17 protein-coding genes, 1 tRNA gene and 3 pseudogenes are annotated in these 20,763 nt (G+C 47.8%); 6 read left to right on the forward strand and 15 right to left on the reverse strand.

Annotation, left to right across the window (positions count from 1 at the left end):
• Positions 1–306 precede the first annotated feature (306 nt).
• Positions 307–636 carry a YkgJ family cysteine cluster protein gene (locus HBM92_RS18810; protein WP_001443224.1) on the forward strand — a complete coding sequence of 110 codons (330 nt, stop codon included), beginning with the start codon at positions 307–309 and terminating at the stop codon, positions 634–636.
• A 55-nt stretch (positions 637–691) separates the two neighbouring features.
• Here the strand turns inward: HBM92_RS18810 and HBM92_RS18815 are convergent, their stop codons facing one another.
• The 3 genes from HBM92_RS18815 to HBM92_RS18825 form a co-directional block, all read right to left on the reverse strand.
• Positions 692–811 carry a hypothetical protein gene (locus HBM92_RS18815; RefSeq protein ID WP_001327337.1) on the reverse strand — a complete coding sequence of 40 codons (120 nt, stop codon included), beginning with the start codon at positions 809–811 and terminating at the stop codon, positions 692–694.
• 73 nt (positions 812–884) lie between these two features.
• Positions 885–1,499 carry a YagU family protein gene (locus HBM92_RS18820; protein ID WP_001019923.1) on the reverse strand — a complete coding sequence of 205 codons (615 nt, stop codon included), beginning with the start codon at positions 1,497–1,499 and terminating at the stop codon, positions 885–887.
• A 262-nt stretch (positions 1,500–1,761) separates the two neighbouring features.
• Positions 1,762–1,899: a hypothetical protein gene (locus HBM92_RS18825; protein ID WP_000146239.1), complete on the reverse strand. Its 138-nt coding sequence runs from the start codon at positions 1,897–1,899 to the stop codon at positions 1,762–1,764.
• Positions 1,900–1,962: 63 nt separating this feature from the next.
• Between HBM92_RS18825 and HBM92_RS18830 the strand changes: the two are divergent.
• Positions 1,963–2,106 (forward strand): annotated as a pseudogene (locus HBM92_RS18830) (integrase); the annotation flags it as partial.
• A gap of 216 nt (positions 2,107–2,322) precedes the next feature.
• Here HBM92_RS18830 and HBM92_RS18835 read toward each other — a convergent pair.
• A pseudogene (locus HBM92_RS18835) lies at positions 2,323–3,016 on the reverse strand (IS1 family transposase).
• A gap of 592 nt (positions 3,017–3,608) precedes the next feature.
• Between HBM92_RS18835 and vat the strand changes: the two are divergent.
• Positions 3,609–7,739 (forward strand): vacuolating autotransporter toxin Vat, encoded by a 4,131-nt coding sequence (gene vat, locus HBM92_RS18840; protein WP_001034006.1) that lies wholly within the window; start codon positions 3,609–3,611, stop codon positions 7,737–7,739.
• Positions 7,740–7,894: 155 nt separating this feature from the next.
• Positions 7,895–8,389 (forward strand): MarR family winged helix-turn-helix transcriptional regulator, encoded by a 495-nt coding sequence (locus HBM92_RS18845; protein WP_001059463.1) that lies wholly within the window; start codon positions 7,895–7,897, stop codon positions 8,387–8,389.
• A 437-nt stretch (positions 8,390–8,826) separates the two neighbouring features.
• On the opposite strand, the pseudogene HBM92_RS18850 reads toward HBM92_RS18845, so the two are convergent.
• The 4 genes and pseudogenes from HBM92_RS18850 to proB form a co-directional block, all read right to left on the reverse strand.
• Positions 8,827–9,162, reverse strand: a pseudogene (locus tag HBM92_RS18850) (Arm DNA-binding domain-containing protein); the annotation flags it as partial.
• Between the two features lie 154 nt (positions 9,163–9,316).
• Positions 9,317–9,392, reverse strand: a tRNA-Thr gene (locus tag HBM92_RS18855).
• Between the two features lie 114 nt (positions 9,393–9,506).
• Positions 9,507–10,760: a glutamate-5-semialdehyde dehydrogenase gene (gene proA / locus HBM92_RS18860; protein ID WP_000893307.1), complete on the reverse strand. Its 1,254-nt coding sequence runs from the start codon at positions 10,758–10,760 to the stop codon at positions 9,507–9,509.
• 11 nt (positions 10,761–10,771) lie between these two features.
• Positions 10,772–11,875, reverse strand: coding sequence for a glutamate 5-kinase (gene proB, locus HBM92_RS18865; protein WP_001285288.1), 1,104 nt, complete (start codon positions 11,873–11,875; stop codon positions 10,772–10,774).
• A 288-nt stretch (positions 11,876–12,163) separates the two neighbouring features.
• Between proB and phoE the strand changes: the two genes are divergently transcribed.
• Positions 12,164–13,219, forward strand: coding sequence for a phosphoporin PhoE (gene phoE, locus HBM92_RS18870; protein ID WP_000749899.1), 1,056 nt, complete (start codon positions 12,164–12,166; stop codon positions 13,217–13,219).
• A gap of 38 nt (positions 13,220–13,257) precedes the next feature.
• On the opposite strand, the gene crl is transcribed toward phoE, so the two are convergent.
• The 3 genes from crl to gpt all read right to left on the reverse strand — a co-directional run bounded on the left by crl (position 13,258) and on the right by gpt (position 15,511).
• Positions 13,258–13,659, reverse strand: coding sequence for a sigma factor-binding protein Crl (crl, locus tag HBM92_RS18875; protein WP_000174685.1), 402 nt, complete (start codon positions 13,657–13,659; stop codon positions 13,258–13,260).
• A gap of 57 nt (positions 13,660–13,716) precedes the next feature.
• Complete coding sequence (gene frsA, locus HBM92_RS18880; protein WP_000189578.1) at positions 13,717–14,961, reverse strand: esterase FrsA; 1,245 nt, start codon at positions 14,959–14,961, stop codon at positions 13,717–13,719.
• 91 nt (positions 14,962–15,052) lie between these two features.
• The gene (gene gpt / locus HBM92_RS18885; protein ID WP_001291991.1) at positions 15,053–15,511 is read right to left on the reverse strand and encodes a xanthine phosphoribosyltransferase; all 459 of its coding nucleotides are present in this window, start codon (positions 15,509–15,511) and stop codon (positions 15,053–15,055) included.
• 260 nt (positions 15,512–15,771) lie between these two features.
• On the opposite strand from gpt, the gene pepD reads away from it, so the two are divergent.
• Positions 15,772–17,229 (forward strand): cytosol nonspecific dipeptidase, encoded by a 1,458-nt coding sequence (pepD, locus tag HBM92_RS18890; protein WP_001293000.1) that lies wholly within the window; start codon positions 15,772–15,774, stop codon positions 17,227–17,229.
• A gap of 56 nt (positions 17,230–17,285) precedes the next feature.
• Here the strand turns inward: pepD and prfH are convergent, their stop codons facing one another.
• The 4 genes from prfH to dinB form a co-directional block, all read right to left on the reverse strand.
• A complete protein-coding gene (gene prfH, locus HBM92_RS18895; RefSeq protein WP_000602135.1) occupies positions 17,286–17,900 on the reverse strand; it encodes a peptide chain release factor H in 615 nt (204 codons plus the stop codon).
• On the reverse strand, positions 17,897–19,036 hold the full coding sequence (locus HBM92_RS18900; protein ID WP_000521562.1) for an RNA ligase RtcB family protein: 1,140 nt from the start codon (positions 19,034–19,036) through the stop codon (positions 17,897–17,899). Before HBM92_RS18900 ends, prfH begins: the two co-directional genes overlap by 4 nt.
• Positions 19,037–19,225: 189 nt before the next feature.
• Complete coding sequence (locus tag HBM92_RS18905) at positions 19,226–19,678, reverse strand: GNAT family N-acetyltransferase (RefSeq protein WP_001059897.1); 453 nt, start codon at positions 19,676–19,678, stop codon at positions 19,226–19,228.
• The gene (gene dinB / locus HBM92_RS18910) at positions 19,675–20,730 is read right to left on the reverse strand and encodes a DNA polymerase IV (RefSeq protein WP_001226161.1); all 1,056 of its coding nucleotides are present in this window, start codon (positions 20,728–20,730) and stop codon (positions 19,675–19,677) included. Before dinB ends, HBM92_RS18905 begins: the two co-directional genes overlap by 4 nt.
• Between the last annotated feature and the right edge of the window lie 33 nt (positions 20,731–20,763).

Below are 20,763 nucleotides of genomic sequence, written 5' to 3' on the forward strand. Positions count from 1 at the left end.
GACTTATCCATCGGACGAGGGAAGAATTCCACCTCAGAGACTCAAAAATCGTTTAAATGATGTGGAAGCGATCGTCAATGTCACCGATGAGCTTTCTCATATGCACACCACAGTGTTCAGGAGACACGGAAAGGTACCAGGCGGCCTGCTAACGAGTGGTTTCTTCACTAATTAGGACGTAAAATCGGTAACGGCTGGAAATCATTCAATACTCACACTATCGAAAGTACACCAGCCAACCGCGATACGTCCCTGCATACGACGTACCGCAGTTCTCTTTACGATTTATAGCTGTACTGGTGAATTATGAGCAATCTGAATCCATGCATGACGTGTGGTGCCTGTTGTGCATTTTTCCGCATCTCTTTTTACTGGGCCGAAGCCGACGATGCTGGCGGTACCATTCCCGCCAGGCTCACTGAACAAATATCCCCTTTTCACCGATGCATGAGCGGTACTAATCAGAAAAATCCCCGATGTATTGCCCTTGCAGGAACACCGGGCCAAAATGCCTGCTGCACGATATATGAAAATCGATCGTCCACATGCAGAGAATTCGCCATGTCTGGTGAGAACGGAGAAGTCAATGAGGCTTGCAATCGTGCAAGAGCTAAATACGGGCTAACACCGTTATAAATATACAATAATTAATTGCATTGCCCCGCCAGCTGTAATAGCGGGGCTTCGTTTTTCAGGGACAACAAAACCTGAAACTTCTTCCATTTTCCAGCAACAATGCCTCTTCTTCTGTAGCGTTCTCCGGATCTACATCATCCTGAAGTAGCGCGATATGATCACTGACTGTCCGCATCAGAATATGAAAAGCAACGTTTTTAACCTATAAAAATGGCGCTATATTTGCGCCATTTTTATCATTCAAAGCATTATCTATTTGAGCCTAAAGGGATCTCAGGATCTGGCTCATGGGTAATTCTGTTTCGTAAATCTCTGCGAATAATTTCAATAGACCAGAACCAGACTAAATGTCCAAAAATTTCAGAGACATTCTCATACCACGGAAGATCAAAGAGAGGTGGTGTAAGTCCCATGAGAGGGAATGAAATCATATGAACAAAAAGTTGCGCTAAAGCACCTGCCAGTAAGCCCTGCCAAAGTTTAATTTTCGGAAATACTTCGGCGACCACACAGTAACCAACGGCAAAAACTATCGAAAAGATTATGTGCGTTACACCAACCCAGTTAAAGACATGCCCGGCGAAGGTATAAACAGCCGAATTTGGATCTGTCAGTCCCAACCAATCCCGAAGAAAAATGTACGGAGGATTGAGAAAGTTACGGGAGCAATCAATTTGGCCTGCAGCCCTGATTAATGATTCCGGACCACACGCTGCATTAAACATATCAACCGGACTACGTGGTGGCAATGGAACTTCTGCCCCCCACTTAACAAATGCGGAAACAACGCCAGCAATCAGCCCAATGAATGCAGCAAGACCATAACGTCTGCGGTTTGGTGGAGTTTGTTCAAATATATTCATATCTACCCTGCTTGTACCATTATGTTATACACCTCTTTAGGAGTATTCATAAAACAAGGCAAATGTAAAGAACTGTATTGTTTTGTATAACCACATGGTTACCTAATCGCCAATTAATATAAGCTCCATTATTTCTCCATATTTTTATGTTAGAAGTGACAAGGAGAAATGTAATGTTTCTCTCAGAGAATATAAATCATTCCTTTTGCCCACCTTAATGGTGGGCTTTTTTATGCAAAACCTGAACGTCCTGTGGTATTCCTCAGGCATAATGATTTTCGCGATTAACCAACAACCAGACCAGCAAAGACGCCACCACAAGCACAGTAACATCCATCAGGCTTGCCACACCCCATGCGTGCGGCTCAAAGCCGCCATGGCATATTAATCCGCTTGCCATTTTCGAACAGCTGATTGGTTTGGTCCGGTGTTTCCCTGCTTGCACTTAAAAATGAGCGGATAGGAAACTCTCGAAATGGTTCGTCGATATGCTCATCTCGCACCTAATCACCTTACCGAACACGCACGGTAAATAGATTCGATCCTGAACCCATCGGTCCCAAATCTGTCCCAATCAAAAAATAAGGAAGGTATTAACGATGTGTAACCTATTGATTTAAAATGGATAATATAAACAGATTGTAAAAAGCAAGACATTGATATGTATATAAAAAAACTATTACGCAATCATTAGATACCCCCAGATTTAGTTGTAAAGCAAGCACACTTTGCATTTCGAGACAATCCAGGTAAAGACTCTTACCTCCCATTTTGTGATTTTTATACTTATGATGATAAGTTGAACGTTGGGTAGTGCTTCCAATCAGTAGAACATGTGCTTTTCAATGAAGGAACCGATGACTTTTTCGTGGATTGCAACGGAACGCGAGAAGCAGATTGTTTTACTTACCAGCCGCTTGATGCGGGTGCGGAGGGTCAAGTTGTTACGTTCAATACGTTGCGTGAAGATTTTGCCGGTCAGGTATTTCTCCTTCGGCACTTCTCTGGCGTAGCTGCCCCAGTCATCGCGGCCACCATGCCGATACAGAACGGAGTCAACAGGGCTAACAATTCCCGACAGGCCTCATCATTCCGTGGCCCGAAAGTGTAAGCCAACACACCGCCAGTTTTAGTGTTCTATGCATACCAGAGCCAGTGTTGTTGCGCCTTGTTGCCAACGAAGCTCCACAGCTCATCAAGTTCACAGATAAGGGCAACATCAGCGTGAGCTGACTGACGCAGATGTTATCCGCTGGGGCGAGAGCTTTTTAATGTCCGTATGACGGTATTGATGCTGATTTTCAGTGTTCTGGCGATATCACGGCCCCTGTGCCATTATGCGCCATTTCAACGATCAGCTCCTTAAAGCCGGGTTTTCTGGCTTCATAAGAGTAAGTGAGCTGGAAAACACGTTTACATGAACGACAACGGAAACGCTCATGCTGGGAACAACTACGACCATGTCGATAAACTTTATCGGAATTACAGCGCGGACAATGAACAGTAACGGTAGCCATGGAAAACCTTAAATACCAGTAGATTACCAGAAACTTCTATCAATTGAAGACATTACCGTTTTTGATTACAGCAAATGTTTTATTAATTACCCCACCATCGACTAAATCCGTTAGAACGTCGAATGATGCCATTCGTAAATACATTAAAAAGACTGTTGTAATCAACGAAGATGGAAAACAGTGTGTTAAAACTAATCTGAACTTCAGAAAAACAGATGATGGTATGGTGATATATATATCCGCTCTGAACCGCCACGCAATTTAAAATAAAAATCAACAAATATCGTCGATATCCATATATACCATTTTTCTGTAGTTGTATTAGCGTCGCATATTTTATGACTTTAAGTCATAAGTCAAAACACCTGAGAAAAAGCAAACAACATTTTCATTACCACCAACGAAAACCACAGACAAAGAATGCGTGCAACTACAAAATATTGTAGTTTTAAGCAAAAATAAATGTGACATATATCACATTTATAATTATATAGCTAATTAATAATTAGCGCGCAATTCAACAATACTTTCGTTTGAAATTGTCTATGGTTATTAATGTAACTTTGGAATATACGTTCCGGAATCATTTACTATGAATAAAATATACGCTCTAAAATATTGTTATATTACTAACACAGTAAAGGTTGTCTCTGAACTAGCCCGAAGGGTATGTAAAGGGAGTACCCGCAGAGGAAAAAGACTTTCAGTACTTACCTCTCTGGCACTATCTGCATTACTCCCAACCGTTGCTGGTGCATCAACGGTTGGTGGCAACAATCCTTACCAGACATACCGCGACTTTGCAGAAAACAAAGGGCAGTTTCAGGCTGGCGCAACAAACATTCCTATTTTTAATAATAAAGGGGAATTAGTAGGACATCTTGATAAAGCGCCCATGGTTGATTTTAGCAGTGTGAATGTAAGCTCAAATCCCGGCGTTGCAACATTAATTAACCCGCAATATATAGCCAGTGTAAAACATAATAAAGGATATCAGAGCGTCAGCTTCGGTGATGGTCAGAACAGTTACCATATTGTGGATCGTAATGAACACAGTTCATCTGATCTCCACACACCAAGACTTGATAAGCTCGTAACTGAGGTTGCTCCGGCTACCGTAACCAGCTCATCAACAGCTGATATATTGAACCCTTCAAAATACTCGGCATTCTACAGGGCTGGTTCGGGAAGTCAGTATATTCAGGATAGTCAGGGTAAGCGACATTGGGTAACAGGTGGGTATGGTTATCTGACAGGAGGAATACTCCCGACATCATTCTTTTATCACGGCTCAGACGGCATTCAGCTGTATATGGGGGGCAACATACATGATCATAGCATCCTGCCCTCTTTTGGAGAGGCCGGCGACAGTGGTTCTCCATTATTTGGCTGGAATACGGCCAAAGGGCAGTGGGAACTGGTCGGTGTTTACTCGGGAGTAGGAGGGGGGACCAATTTGATATATTCTCTTATTCCTCAGAGTTTTCTCTCACAGATCTATTCAGAGGATAATGACGCTCCCGTCTTTTTTAATGCCTCATCCGGCGCCCCCCTGCAATGGAAATTTGACAGCAGCACCGGCACTGGCTCTCTGAAACAGGGTTCCGATGAATATGCCATGCACGGGCAAAAAGGTTCTGACCTGAACGCAGGTAAAAATCTGACATTCCTGGGACATAATGGTCAGATTGACCTGGAAAACTCTGTCACGCAGGGTGCCGGTTCACTGACATTTACTGATGACTACACTGTCACCACTTCAAACGGAAGTACCTGGACCGGGGCCGGTATTATTGTGGACAAGGATGCCTCCGTAAACTGGCAGGTTAATGGTGTGAAAGGTGACAACCTGCATAAAATCGGCGAAGGAACCCTGGTTGTACAGGGAACCGGTGTTAATGAGGGCGGCCTGAAAGTCGGGGATGGGACCGTTGTCCTCAATCAGCAGGCTGACAGTTCAGGACACGTTCAGGCATTCAGTAGCGTGAATATTGCCAGCGGCCGCCCGACAGTCGTGCTGGCAGACAACCAGCAGGTTAATCCGGACAATATATCCTGGGGCTACCGGGGGGGGGTTCTGGATGTTAACGGGAATGACCTGACATTTCATAAGCTGAATGCCGCCGATTATGGCGCAACTCTCGGTAACAGCAGTGATAAAACGGCTAATATCACTCTGGATTATCAGACGCGTCCGGCAGACGTAAAAGTTAATGAATGGTCATCATCAAACAGGGGAACAGTAGGTTCATTATATATTTATAATAATCCCTATACTCATACCGTCGATTATTTTATCCTGAAAACAAGTAGTTATGGCTGGTTCCCTACCGGTCAGGTCAGTAACGAGCACTGGGAATATGTCGGACATGACCAGAACAGTGCACAGGCACTGCTTGCAAACAGAATTAATAATAAAGGGTATCTGTATCATGGCAAGTTGCTGGGAAATATTAATTTCTCAAATAAAGCAACCCCGGGTACAACCGGCGCATTGGTTATGGACGGCTCAGCGAATATGTCCGGTACATTTACTCAGGAAAACGGTCGTCTGACCATTCAGGGCCACCCGGTTATCCATGCTTCAACGTCTCAGAGTATTGCAAATACAGTCTCGTCTCTGGGCGACAATTCCGTTCTGACACAGCCCACCTCATTTACACAGGATGACTGGGAGAACAGGACGTTCAGCTTTGGTTCGCTCGTGTTAAAAGATACAGACTTTGGTCTGGGCCGCAATGCCACACTGAACACAACCATCCAGGCAGATAACTCCAGCGTCACGCTGGGCGACAGTCGGGTATTTATCGACAAAAAAGATGGCCAGGGAACAGCATTTACCCTTGAAGAAGGCACATCTGTTGCAACTAAAGATGCAGATAAAAGCGTCTTCAACGGCACCGTCAACCTGGATAATCAGTCAGTGCTGAATATCAATGAGATATTCAATGGCGGAATACAGGCGAACAACAGTACCGTGAATATCTCCTCAGACAGTGCCGTTCTGGAGAACTCAACGCTGACCAGTACCGCCCTGAATCTGAACAAGGGAGCAAATGTTCTGGCCAGTCAGAGTTTTGTTTCTGACGGTCCGGTGAATATTTCTGATGCCACCCTGAGTCTGAACAGCCGTCCTGATGAGGTATCTCACACACTTTTACCTGTATACGATTATGCCGGTTCATGGAACCTGAAGGGAGACGATGCCCGCCTGAACGTGGGGCCGTACAGTATGTTGTCAGGTAATATCAATGTTCAGGATAAAGGGACTGTCACCCTCGGAGGGGAAGGGGAACTGAGTCCTGACCTGACTCTTCAGAATCAGATGTTGTACAGCCTGTTTAACGGGTACCGCAATACCTGGAGCGGGAGCCTGAATGCACCGGATGCCACCGTCAGCATGACAGACACCCAGTGGTCGATGAACGGAAACTCCACGGCAGGAAATATGAAACTTAACCGGACAATAGTCGGTTTTAACGGGGGAACATCATCGTTCACGACACTGACAACAGATAATCTGGACGCGGTTCAGTCAGCATTTGTCATGCGTACAGACCTTAACAAGGCAGACAAACTGGTGATAAACAAGTCGGCAACAGGTCATGACAACAGCATCTGGGTTAACTTCCTGAAAAAACCCTCTGACAAGGACACGCTTGATATTCCACTGGTCAGCGCACCTGAAGCGACAGCTGATAATCTGTTCAGGGCATCAACACGGGTTGTGGGATTCAGTGATGTCACCCCCACCCTTAGTGTCAGAAAAGAGGACGGGAAAAAAGAGTGGGTCCTCGATGGTTACCAGGTTGCACGTAACGACGGCCAGGGTAAGGCTGCCGCCACATTCATGCACATCAGCTATAACAACTTCATCACTGAAGTTAACAACCTGAACAAACGCATGGGCGATTTGAGGGATATTAACGGCGAAGCCGGTACGTGGGTGCGTCTGCTGAACGGTTCCGGCTCTGCTGATGGCGGTTTCACTGACCACTATACCCTGCTGCAGATGGGGGCTGACCGTAAGCACGAACTGGGAAGTATGGACCTGTTTACCGGCGTGATGGCCACCTACACTGACACAGATGCGTCAGCAGGCCTGTACAGCGGTAAAACAAAATCATGGGGTGGTGGTTTCTATGCCAGTGGTCTGTTCCGGTCCGGCGCTTACTTTGATTTGATTGCCAAATATATTCACAATGAAAACAAATATGACCTGAACTTTGCCGGAGCTGGTAAACAGAACTTCCGCAGCCATTCACTGTATGCAGGTGCAGAAGTCGGATACCGTTATCATCTGACAGATACGACGTTTGTTGAACCTCAGGCGGAACTGGTCTGGGGAAGACTGCAGGGCCAAACATTTAACTGGAACGACAGTGGAATGGATGTCTCAATGCGTCGTAACAGCGTTAATCCTCTGGTAGGCAGAACCGGCGTTGTTTCCGGTAAAACCTTCAGTGGTAAGGACTGGAGTCTGACAGCCCGTGCCGGCCTGCATTATGAGTTCGATCTGACGGACAGTGCTGACGTTCACCTGAAGGATGCAGCGGGAGAACATCAGATTAATGGCAGAAAAGACGGTCGTATGCTTTACGGTGTGGGGTTAAATGCCCGGTTTGGCGACAATACGCGTCTGGGGCTGGAAGTTGAACGCTCTGCATTCGGTAAATACAACACAGATGATGCGATAAACGCTAATATTCGTTATTCATTCTGATGCTGTGCAGCAAAGGGACTATTGCTTTGTCCCTTTGCTGCGATTATCTGATTACGGTACAGGCTGGAACTTAGATTTTCCGGCGTTCACGATACTTCATGTAACACTCAGGTTGAGTAATCTTCATGAGTTTTCTTTTGCCGTGTGGTGGAATTATGAATAATATAGATTTATTAAAAACTATAACAAACTACAAAAAAATCAAAAATCCGGCATACCCGGCTCAGGAGAGTCTGTTAATACACTTATATATTAGAGTAAATGACAAAATCCAGAGTATTATAGAAAATGAATTGAGCGAGTATAGAATAAACACCTCAACATTTATGGTGTTAGTTTCATTATATATGTCTGATGATTATTGTCAGTCCCCTTCTGATATTTACAAGGAGTTACAATTCTCCAAAACAAACATCACACACATCATAGACAAATTAGAAAAAAAGAATATTGCCAAAAGAATTAATAATAAAAACGATCGTCGAAGCAAAAGTATTTGCTTAACCCCTGACGGAGTTACACTTGCTCAAAAACTAATAAACACTCAAAATGTAATGCTAAAGAAAATCTGGAGCGGGCTATCAGATGATGAAATGAAAACATTTGAACTCGCCAACAAAAAATTATTATCAAACCTTAATGTTAATTGATGTTAAAACATACTAGCAGTCATCTTCTTACAATGTATTCTTCTGGAGAGAATAACTACCAGAATATATAAAGACATTAATCACACTCTCATTTAATTACAATGAGCATAAGAGCCACCAATGTTTATGCTGGTTAGGCTTTATATAGGAAACAATAAAAAAACGTCATTAAACAAAGCGTTTTTAATGGCGTTGTTATTTAAAAGAAAGATATCAAATATAGATTAACCCCCATCGAATAAAGATGTTGTCTAATCATACCTGAAGGTATTTATCACTAGAATTTTATTTGTATAAATGGACATATACCATTGGAAGATTTAGAAAAGCATGTCCAGGAGTTTAAGGACAAATCTCATACTGATTATCGGAAGCTTTTATCATTATATGATTACCAAGCATACAATGTATAATTATATACACTATTATTGTGATTATAATTTGTTACTGTGCCACTCAAGGGCAATATCTTTGAAGGTGTTGTTTAACTGCGTTTCCCGGGCAATCTTTTCCTCTCGCTTCACTTCCATCAGATCGATTCCCCCAGAGATACCTCTTTTAGCTTCTTCAAGTTTTGCAGGAGCATCAGCTAAGGTGACCTCAGGATACACACCTAGTGCTAACAGCTTCTCTTTACCAGCTACACGATACTTGAGACGCCAATATTCTCCTCCACCAGGTTTTACCAGGAGGTACAGACCACCACCATCAGCCAACTTGTAAGCCTTCTCTTTTGGCTTGGCAGTGTCTATTTGACGGGCATTGAGTTTCACTTGGGGGTATCTCCACTAAACTGAACAGCAAATCCCCTCAATTGCTTGTAGAGTTTGGGGTACTTAAATAGACGTCAAAAGACTAAAAGGGGCATTAATATACTGATTATAAGAGGTTTTTAAATACTTGAGTAGACTTGGGGAGACGTTAGAATGGTGCCGATAATAGGAGTCGAACCTACGACCTTCGCATTACGAATGCGCTGCTCTACCAACTGAGCTATATCGGCCCTGAAAGGACATGTTCACGAACGTGAATCACGGTGGACAAGGTTAAAACTAACCGGGCGATGCGTCAATGGCCTTGTGAATCAAATGGCTACTTTTGCATCACCCGGTTTTATTTACGCACGAATGGTGTAATCACCAATGCCGATCCACTTATAAGTGGTCAGTGCTTCCAGCCCCATTGGGCCGCGCGCGTGGAGTTTTTGTGTGCTTACCGCAACTTCCGCCCCCAGTCCAAACTGGCCGCCGTCGGTAAAACGCGTAGAGGCGTTAACGTAAACAGCGGAGGAATCCACTTCGTTAACAAAACGCTGGGCGTTGCGCATATCGCGGGTCAGGATCGCATCGGAGTGTTGCGTGCCGTGTTCACGAATATGGGCGATGGCATCGTCAAGATCGCTAACGATTTTGACGTTCAAATCTAATGACAGAAACTCATCGTCATACTCTTCGGCTTTAACCGCCACCACCTTCGCGGGGCCTGTCTGCAACTGCGCCAGCGCAGCAGCATCTGCGTGTAACGTCACGCCGCTTTCCGCCATTTGCTTGCTTAATGCGGGCAGGAAGCTATCGGCGATGTTTTTATTTACCAGCAAGGTTTCTACCGTATTACATGTGCTTGGTCGCTGAGTTTTCGCGTTGACGATCACTTTTAATACTTCAGCGATCTCTGCGCTTTCATCAACGTAAATATGGCATACGCCTATACCGCCTGTGATCACCGGGATTGTCGACTGCTCGCGGCACAGTTTATGCAAACCAGCCCCACCGCGCGGGATCAGCATGTCGATGTATTTATCCATACGCAGCATTTCACTGACCAGCGCACGGTCAGGATTATCAATTGCCTGCACGGCACCCGCCGGTAAGCCGCAGGATTTCAGGGCGTCCTGAATCACCGCTACCGTTGCAGCGTTAGTGCGACAGGTTTCTTTGCCGCCGCGCAGGATCACCGCGTTACCGGTTTTCAGGCACAGGGAAGCAACATCAACCGTCACGTTCGGGCGCGCTTCATAAATCACGCCAATCACCCCCAGCGGCACGCGACGGCGCTCCAGACGCAGGCCGCTGTCCAGTACGCCGCCATCGATTACCTGCCCCACCGGATCGGCGAGATTGCACACCTGGCGCACATCGTCGGCAATGCCTTTCAGCCGTGCGGGCGTCAGTGCCAGACGGTCAAGCATCGCTTCGCTAAGGCCATTGGCACGCGCGTCTGCAACATCCTGCGCGTTAGCGTTGAGGATACTTTCGCTTTGTGCTTCCAGTTCATCGGCGATTTTTTCCAGCACACGATTTTTTTCGCGGCTGGAGAGTTGCGCTAATTTATACGAGGCTTGCTTCGCGGCAATGCCCATTTGTTCCAGCATCGGCCAGCTCCTTAACGGGTAATCATGTCATCACGGTGAACGGCAACCGGGCCGTATTCATATCCCAGTATTGCATCAATTTCTTGCGAGTGGTGTCCGGCAATACGGCGTAATGCATCGCTGTTGTAACGACTGACGCCGTGGGCGATATCGCGACCTTCGAGGTTGCAAATACGGATGACTTCACCACGCGAGAAATTGCCAGTCACGCTTTTAATGCCTTTCGGCAACAGGGAGCTGCCGCGTTCCAGAATGGCGGCAGTTGCCCCTTCATCTACCGTGATTTCACCCGCAGGCGGCGCACCGAAAATCCAGCGTTTACGGTTTTCAAGCGGAGTCGCCTGGGCATGGAACAGCGTACCGACGGAAATGCCTTCCATCACATCACCAATAACGCCCGGCTTGCTGCCCGCGGCAATAATGGTGTCGATACCCGCACGGCAAGCCACGTCAGCGGCCTGCAATTTGGTGCTCATACCGCCAGTTCCGAGGCCTGAAACGCTATCACCGGCAATCGCGCGCAGTGCGTCATCAATGCCGTACACATCTTTAATCAGTTCTGCCTGCGGATTGCTGCGCGGGTCAGCGGTATACAAACCTTTTTGATCGGTCAGCAGCAACAGTTTATCGGCACCCGCCAGAATCGCCGCCAGCGCAGAAAGGTTATCGTTATCACCGACCTTAATCTCTGCAGTAGCGACAGCATCGTTCTCATTAATTACCGGAACGATATTGTTATCGAGCAACGCACGCAGGGTATCGCGGGCGTTCAGGAAGCGTTCACGATCTTCCATATCAGCACGGGTCAGCAACATCTGCCCGACATGAATGCCGTAAATTGAAAACAGCTGTTCCCACAGTTGAATCAGTCGACTCTGCCCTACCGCCGCCAGCAGCTGTTTTGAAGCGATAGTCGCTGGCAATTCCGGGTACCCCAGGTGCTCACGTCCGGCGGCAATCGCACCCGACGTCACAATAACAATCCGATGCCCGGCGGCATGTAACTGCGCGCACTGGCGAACAAGTTCAACGATATGGGCACGGTTCAGGCGGCGCGATCCGCCTGTTAGCACACTGGTGCCGAGTTTTACCACCAGCGTCTGGCTGTCACTCATGATTCTCTGCCATTCAATTTTAGGAAAAAATGATATCAAACGAACGTTTTAGCAGGACTGTCGTCGGTTGCCAACCATCTGCGAGCAAAGCATGGCGTTTTGTTGCGCGGGATCAGCAAGCGTAGCGGCAGTTGTTTACGCTTTTATTACAGATTTAATAAATTACCACATTTTAAGAATATTATTAATCTGTAATATATCTTTAACAATCTCAGGTTAAAAACTTTCCTGTTTTCAACGGGACTCTCCCGCTGAATATTCGCGCGTTAATTAAAATCAGGAATGAAAATGAAAAAGAGCACTCTGGCATTAGTGGTGATGGGCATTGTGGCATCTGTATCCGTACAGGCCGCAGAAATATATAACAAAGACGGTAATAAACTGGATGTCTATGGCAAAGTTAAAGCCATGCATTATATGAGTGATAATGACAGTAAAGATGGCGACCAGAGTTATATCCGTTTTGGTTTTAAAGGCGAAACACAAATTAACGATCAACTGACTGGTTATGGTCGTTGGGAAGCTGAGTTTGCCGGTAATAAAGCGGAGAGTGATACTGCACAGCAAAAAACGCGTCTCGCTTTTGCCGGGTTGAAATATAAAGATTTGGGTTCTTTCGATTATGGTCGTAACCTGGGCGCGTTGTATGACGTGGAAGCCTGGACCGATATGTTCCCGGAATTTGGTGGCGACTCCTCGGCGCAGACCGACAACTTTATGACCAAACGCGCCAGCGGTCTGGCGACGTATCGGAACACCGACTTCTTCGGCGTTATCGATGGCCTGAACTTAACCCTGCAATATCAAGGGAAAAACGAAAACCGCGACGTTAAAAAGCAAAACGGCGATGGCTTCGGCACGTCATTGACATATGACTTTGGTGGCAGCGATTTCGCCATCAGTGGAGCCTATACCAACTCTGATCGTACCAACGAGCAGAACCTGCAAAGCCGTGGCACAGGCAAGCGTGCAGAAGCATGGGCAACAGGTCTGAAATACGATGCCAATAATATTTATCTGGCAACTTTCTATTCTGAAACACGTAAAATGACGCCAATCTCTGGCGGCTTTGCCAATAAGACGCAGAACTTTGAAGCGGTCGCTCAATACCAGTTTGACTTTGGTCTGCGTCCATCGCTGGGTTATGTCTTATCGAAAGGGAAAGATATTGAGGGCATCGGTGATGAAGATCTGGTCAATTATGTCGATGTTGGTGCTACGTATTATTTCAACAAAAATATGTCAGCGTTTGTTGATTATAAAATCAACCAACTGGATAGCGATAACAAATTGAATATTAATAATGATGATATTGTCGCGGTTGGCATGACCTATCAGTTTTAATGGATATTGCCGGATGTGATGCATCCGGCACATTTCATTCACGCCGTTAACTTCACCGGTTCATCACGAAAATCATCTGCCGGTTCCAGCTTCAGATTCAGCGTCGCCAGCAGCTCACGCAGCTTCTCGTGAAATTCACGCAGGGTGTGCTCCAATCGTTCAACCACTTCGGCATCTTTTATCCGAACACTCGTCCAGTCGCCTGCTTTATCGAACAGACCAAACTGGTAACTGTAGGTAAAACGGGATTCCTGCGCTTCCAGTTCCATCCACCAGCCCCAGAACTCACGCACTTCCGGTGCCGGTTTCACGTTGACGCATACAGCCAGACAATCGAAAAAGAATCGATTATCTTCGCACTTACCTTCACGAATATACGGGCCTAGTGCGGTAAATTTTTTGATCAATCTGCTCTTCGGGTGTCCACTCGGTAACGTCATTGCAATCTCCTGTTGTGATGCAACTGTTTTACCAAATTGGTAAAATTTAGCAAATTTTTAACACAACCGTTTTTCGATCCAGTCTGTGATTTCCTGAAGGCCTTTGTCAAAATTCCGATACACCGGGTTAAATGGGATCTCTAATAATTTACCGTCAGCAGATGACGACGTGATTAAGCGTGAGTCCTCTTCCGGGCTGAACGGATCGTTCTTCCAGTAGCCTGATAACATTGGCGTTGGGCAGCGACGTCCCAGCAATCCTTGCACTTTTAATGAATAGCGATTCAACTCCACTCGCAACGCTTCATCGGAAGCATCATGCATCCCTAAACGACTGGCCAGAACGTCAAGATACATTTCCGGCACCTGTTGCTGGCACTTAAAATCACTCAACAGGGTATGAACTACCGGACCAAGACAGGCAACCACTTTCAGACGCGGCGATTCAAGGTATGCCAGACGCACGGCAACGTTAGCGCCGAAACGGAAACCAAAGGCCGCGACGCGAGTGTGATCCACCCACGGTACGTTAGGCAGCGCCTTTAAAACGTGCTGATGCAACAGGCTGGAGTCCTGGGTGAGCTTCCATTTTGAAGAAAAGCCCACCGACGGCATATCAATAGTCAGCATAGCAATGCCGCGCGGCGCAAAATAACGTTCATACAGGCTGTAATAGTCCGTCTGCATCGCATCCAGACCACCACACATTAATACTGTCGGGAACGGGCCATCGCCTTTCGGCATATGCAAAAAGCCGGTGATGGGCGCACCGCCGGGTACGGTAAACTCCATCTGCCGCATCGTGCCCGGCAGACGCTGAGCGGCCTCTTCATAGGCGCGGTTTGACAAAGCCTGCGCTTGCTCGGCCAGGTCATCTCCTTTCAGATGAGGATAGGCAGCAATGTTGTACAACGTAGCCGCATGCAGCCAGTGTCGACCGCTGAGTTGCGGATCTTCTTCCGCACAGGCTTTTTGTTGCCACACCATCGCCTGGGTAGCCCACTCATAAATCCAGTTGCCGCCGCGGTAGCCAATCACCGTATCGTATAAATCATCGTCGGTACGTTCGGCATCGCTCATCACAATACGCGCCTGGACGTCGAGGATTTCACGGGGGTCAATGCCGCGCCAGATCCACATCAGACGGTTAATCATGCGATACCAGTGAGGGATGGTTTTACCATCAAGGGCCGACTGCACAGGCGGTTGTGCGCCGTGACTAAAGCGGCGGACTAGCGTCGAGGTTTCAGGATGTTTAAAGCGGGGTTTGAACAGGGTTTCGCTCAGGTTTGCCTGTGTCATGGATGCAGCCTCCAGAATACTTACTGGAAACTATTGTAACCCGCCTGAAGTTAAAAAGAACAACGCCCGGCAGTGCCAGGCGTTGAAAAGATTAGCGACCGGAGATTGGCGGGACGAATACGACGCCCATATCCCACGGCTGTTCGATCCAGGTATTTTGCGGGATATCAACAACATAATCATCAACCAGCGGACGACCAGCCGGTTTTGCGAAGATGGTGACAAAGTGCGCTTTTGGATACATTTCACGAATCGCAACCGCAGTACCACCGGTATCTACCAGGTCATCAATAACGATGAAGCCTTCGCCATCGCCTTCTGCGCGTTTCAGCACTTTAAGCTCGCGCTGGTTGTCGTGATCGTAGCTGGAAATACAAACGGTATCGACATGACGAATACCCAGTTCACGCGCCAGTAACGCACCCGGTACCAGACCGCCACGGCTTACGGCAATAATGCCTTTCCATTGTTCAGAAGGCATCAGTCGGCTTGCGAGTTTACGTGCATGGATCTGCAACATGTCCCAGGTGACGATGTATTTTTCGCTCATGTGAAGTGTCCCAGCCTGTTTATCTACGGCTTAAAAAGTGTTCGAGGGGAAAATAGGTTGCGCGAGATTATAGAGATCTGGCGCACTAAAAACCAGTATTTCACATGAGTCCGCGTCTTTTTACGCACTGCCTCTCCCTGACGCGGGATAAAGTGGTATTCTCAAACATATCTCGCAAGCCTGTCTTGTGTTGACAACATTTTCTGCTAACCCTGTGACCTGCAATACTGTTTTGCGGGTGATCGACAAGGAGACTTAACGTGTCTGAACTGTCTCAATTATCTCCACAGCCGCTGTGGGATATTTTTGCCAAAATCTGTTCTATTCCTCACCCGTCCTATCATGAAGAGCAACTCGCTGAATACATTGTTGGTTGGGCAAAAGAGAAAGGTTTCCATGTCGAACGCGATCAGGTAGGTAATATCCTGATTCGTAAACCTGCTACCGCAGGTATGGAAAATCGTAAACCGGTCGTCTTGCAGGCCCACCTCGATATGGTGCCGCAAAAAAACAACGACACCGTGCATGACTTCACTAAAGATCCTATCCAGCCTTATATTGATGGCGAATGGGTTAAAGCACGCGGCACCACGCTGGGTGCGGATAACGGCATTGGTATGGCCTCTGCACTGGCGGTTCTGGCTGACGAAAACGTGGTTCACGGCCCGCTGGAAGTGCTGCTGACCATGACCGAAGAAGCCGGTATGGACGGTGCTTTTGGCTTACAGAGCAACTGGTTGCAGGCTGATATTCTGATTAACACCGACTCCGAAGAAGAAGGTGAAATCTACATGGGTTGTGCGGGAGGTATCGACTTCACCTCCAACCTGCATTTAGATCGTGAAGCGGTTCCAGCTGGTTTTGAAACCTTCAAGTTAACCTTAAAAGGTCTGAAAGGCGGTCACTCCGGCGGTGAAATCCACGTTGGCCTGGGTAATGCCAACAAACTGCTGGTGCGCTTCCTGGCGGGTCATGCAGAAGAACTGGACCTGCGCCTTATTGATTTCAACGGCGGCACACTGCGTAACGCCATCCCGCGTGAAGCCTTTGCGACCATTGCTGTCGCAGCTGATAAAGTCGACGCCCTGAAATCTCTGGTGGATACCTATCAGGAGATCCTGAAAAACGAACTGGCAGAAAAAGAGAAGAATCTGGCATTGCTGCTGGACTCCGTAGCGAACGACAAAGCTGCATTAACGGCGACATCTCGCGATACCTTTATTCGTCTGCTGAACGCAACCCCGAACGGTGTGATCCGCAACTCCGACGTGGCAAAAGGTGTGGTCGAAACCTCCCTGAACGTCGGTGTGGTGACCATGACCGACAATAACGTAGAAATTCACTGCCTGATCCGTTCTCTGATCGACAGCGGTAAAGACTACGTAGTGAGCATGCTGGATTCACTGGGTAAACTGGCAGGTGCGAAAACAGAAGCAAAAGGCGCATATCCTGGCTGGCAGCCGGACGCTAACTCTCCGGTAATGCATCTGGTACGTGAAACCTATCAGCGTCTGTTCAACAAGACGCCGAACATCCAGATTATCCACGCGGGCCTGGAATGTGGTCTGTTCAAAAAACCGTATCCGGAAATGGACATGGTGTCTATCGGGCCAACCATCACCGGTCCACACTCTCCGGATGAGCAAGTTCATATCGAAAGCGTTGGCCATTACTGGACACTGCTGACTGAACTGCTGAAAGAAATTCCGGCGAAGTAATTATTTGATTTGCTGCCGGATGGCGTTTAATCGCCTTCCGGCAGTTTCATCCTTCATTACCCTTCGATAAAGGCCATCCCTGTAAACGTTCGTCGCGGGTTGCCACGTTCAATCTGGTGATGGAACATTCGCCGCTGCGATTTCAGCGCCGCGCTATTTTCCTGTTGCTGTTGTTCCAGCTTCCAGGCAATCAGTAATCGCGCCAGCCGTTTGTTAGCATGCTGACTGCGCTCTGACTGAACCTTCACGCTAATACCGGATGCCAGATGCGTGGCGCGTACCGCCGAGTCGGTTTTATTGACATGTTGACCGCCCGGCCCCGACGAACGCAGCGTCTCATAACGGATTGCATCCGATTGTTCCTGCTCATCAGCGGTAAAACGCCCAATGCCCAGAAACCAGTTTTTGCGCCCATGATGAGGCCGATACGGACTCGGACAAATCCACTGAATAGTGCCGCACCAGCTTTCGCTTAGAGCCCATGCGTTATCGCCATCCAGAGAAATCAGCGCCGAACGCAGTGTGTCAGAGTAGCGACCCGTTTCTGTTTCCAGCACCGTTACCGCGACGTCCTGTCGGGTAGCTTCTTTAATCAGCCTGTCCAGTGCTTTTCTCACTGCGAGACAACATTCTTCCGGCCCCTGAGCAGAGGAGAGTTGTAGCAAGATCATCCTTTTTTCCCTCCACTGTTTTTGAGCGTCAGCACCGGGCGCAGTCGCGCGACAGGAATAATTAACCCAGCCAGCACCAGACATTGCACCACGCTTTCAGCCGATTTATAGGCTTGTGGCGCTTCTTCAAAGATGAGTTGTTTATCGCGACAAATTACCCGACTGCCAAGTTCAGTCCGCGAGAGTTGCGTCGCCGTGTATTTCGCTGCCAGACGCCCTTTACACTCGGTGCGCCCCCATTTACGCCCCGCCCCATGCGCCAGCGAGTGGAGCGTTTTTTCGTTCGCAACAGGTTTAACCAGCCAGGAGTAATCGCCGCGTGAACCGGGAATAATCACCAGACCGTTGTCATCCGGCGTGGCGCCTTTACGATGCAACCAGCCCTGTTGATCGCCGATTTGGCACGCGCTAACAAAGTTATGCGCCACATCCAGAACCGGACTTCCGGTGGCCTTAACTTGTTGCATTATGCGCAAAGCGATCAGCTGGCGATTAATACGCGCAAACGCCAGCGCATCGTCATGTTCCGCAATATACCGTAGCGCGTCGTCACTGCCTTCAGGCAAACCATGATGCGAAAACGAGGCAATATGCCGCTGTAAAATAGACTGCCCCAATCCCCTCGAGCCGCTATGAACCAGCAGTTGCAGATGCTGCGCATCCAGACCAGCCAGTGCAAACAGTTCCGCGTCGATAATTTGATCAATCTGTTGCAGTTCTACGAAGTGGTTACCGCCACCGATGGAGCCAAGCGAGTTGCGCCACGGATGCTGTGCAAATGCTGACGGCAGGTTTTCCTCCAGCCAGCTTTCTTCAGCAACGTCATCCAGATCTGATAATCGCTTTTCAAACTTATCGGCGTTGTATTTGCGAGCGAGAATATCTGTTTGCCATAGCGCCATGCCGCAGCCGATATCATTGCCGACCAGTGCCGGGTAAAAACGACCAACAGAGAAGAACGCTGCGCCAATCGGGTAGCCGCGTCCGGGATGTAAATCTGGCATCCCCACAACGCGCTGCATGTTGGGTAAATTTGCCGTGGTGTGTAATTGTTGGATCGCTAAACTCTCGATCCACAGGTCATCAGATGCGATGGTAAATACCGCATCGGATAAGGGACGAATATATTTGCCCATGTACCATTCCATTTATGAATAAAAATCAGGAAATGGCAGACGAATCCAGGGCAAGAAAAAAGAATTAATCCTGGAAAGGTCTGCAAAGAGTCATTGATAAAGGATTTGTCATGATTTACCTCCTTGCAGTTTGTGGAATAAGAAAACGCGCACATACTAGACGGGCGTTATTTTCATTGCAAGCTGGATTTAATGTTGCGGTTTATATCGCATATAAAAATTAGTAAACCACGTTCCCCGGCATTCAACGCGCTGCTGCTTAACTGTCTGAAAACCATAACGTTCAAAAAAGGGTTTTGCGGTTATGCTGGCGTCCACCGTAAGTTCGGATTCAGACTTAATCAATGGTTTTAACAAAGCGCTGGCAACTCCGCGTCGGGTGTATTCCGGTTCAACAAATAACATATCGATATAATGTCCAATGCGGGTAATAAAACCAACCGGTTGTGCATTAATAACTGCAACCCGCACTTGTGATTTCGCGAGTTTCTCCTTCCAGCGAGATTCGTCAATCTGCGCCCAGGCGGCAATTTGCTGTGGAGAATAGTGCTGACTCGCCGTCATCGTAACAGCTCGAAGGAAAATAGCGCATAGTTGCTGAAAATCACCAGGCTGATAGTTTCTTATTTGTATGTTATTCATAATCCCAGCACCAGTTGTCTTTCCATTTGAGGGTCAAGCAACGTCACATGCAGCCCCACCAGTCGCACACCGCGCCCGCCGCGACGTTCATCCCAGGTTTTACGCGCGGTGGCGATTAGATCAGCTTTATTCAGCCGCGGCCAGACGTGCTCCTGAGTAGTTTGCTGAAAATCGTCGAACTTTAATTTCACCCCCTGGCGAGCAATCAGTAAATCAGGTTTTACCTTTGCCAGACGGCGTTCAAGTTCAGGATACAGCCGCTCAATAATCGCTTCACATTCAGACCAGTGATGAATATCTTCCGCCATCGTGCGTTCCACGCCGACGGATTTTCGCAACCGTTCACTGTTAACGTCGCGCTCGTCAATCCCCTGACTACGCTCCCACAAAATGCGGCCAAATTTGCCAAAGCGTTTAAGCAGAATCACCAGATCACACTTTTGCACATCACCGCAGGTCCGCAGCCCCATCGCTTCCAGTTTTGCCGCCGAGACTTTGCCGACGCCGGGAATTTTTGCCAGCGGTAAGGTTTGCAGAAATGCCGGAACTTCTGCCGGCGTAATCACAAACTGACCGTTGGGTTTATTCATGTCGGAAGCAATTTTGGCGAGAAACTTGACCGGCGCAACGCCCGCAGACGCCGTCAGTTGCAGCTCGTTGAAGATCGTCTGGCGGATTTCCTGGGCGATGAGGGTCGCAGAACCGTGGCAATGGACGCTATCGGTGACATCGAGATAGGCTTCATCCAGTGATAACGGTTCAATGCGCGAGGTATAGCGCGAGAAAATTTCGCGGATATGATTTGAGGCTTCTTTGTAGGCGTCAAAGCGCCCTGGAAGCAAGGTGAGATGCGGGCATAATTTGAGCGCCATCCCTGTCGGCATAGCGCTACGTACGCCAAATTTACGCGCGGGATAATTGGCGGTGCTGATCACCCCCCGTCGTTCGCGGCTGCCGCCAATAGCAATAGGGATATCGCGCAGGGCGGGATTATCGCGCATCTCCACCGCTGCGAAAAAGCAGTCCATATCCACATGAATGATTTTACGCATTGCTCACCTCTCAACACTGGTAAAGTATACAGT

Source organism: Escherichia sp. E.sYA108 (assembly GCF_011754335.1).
Lineage (GTDB): Bacteria > Pseudomonadota > Gammaproteobacteria > Enterobacterales > Enterobacteriaceae > Escherichia > Escherichia coli.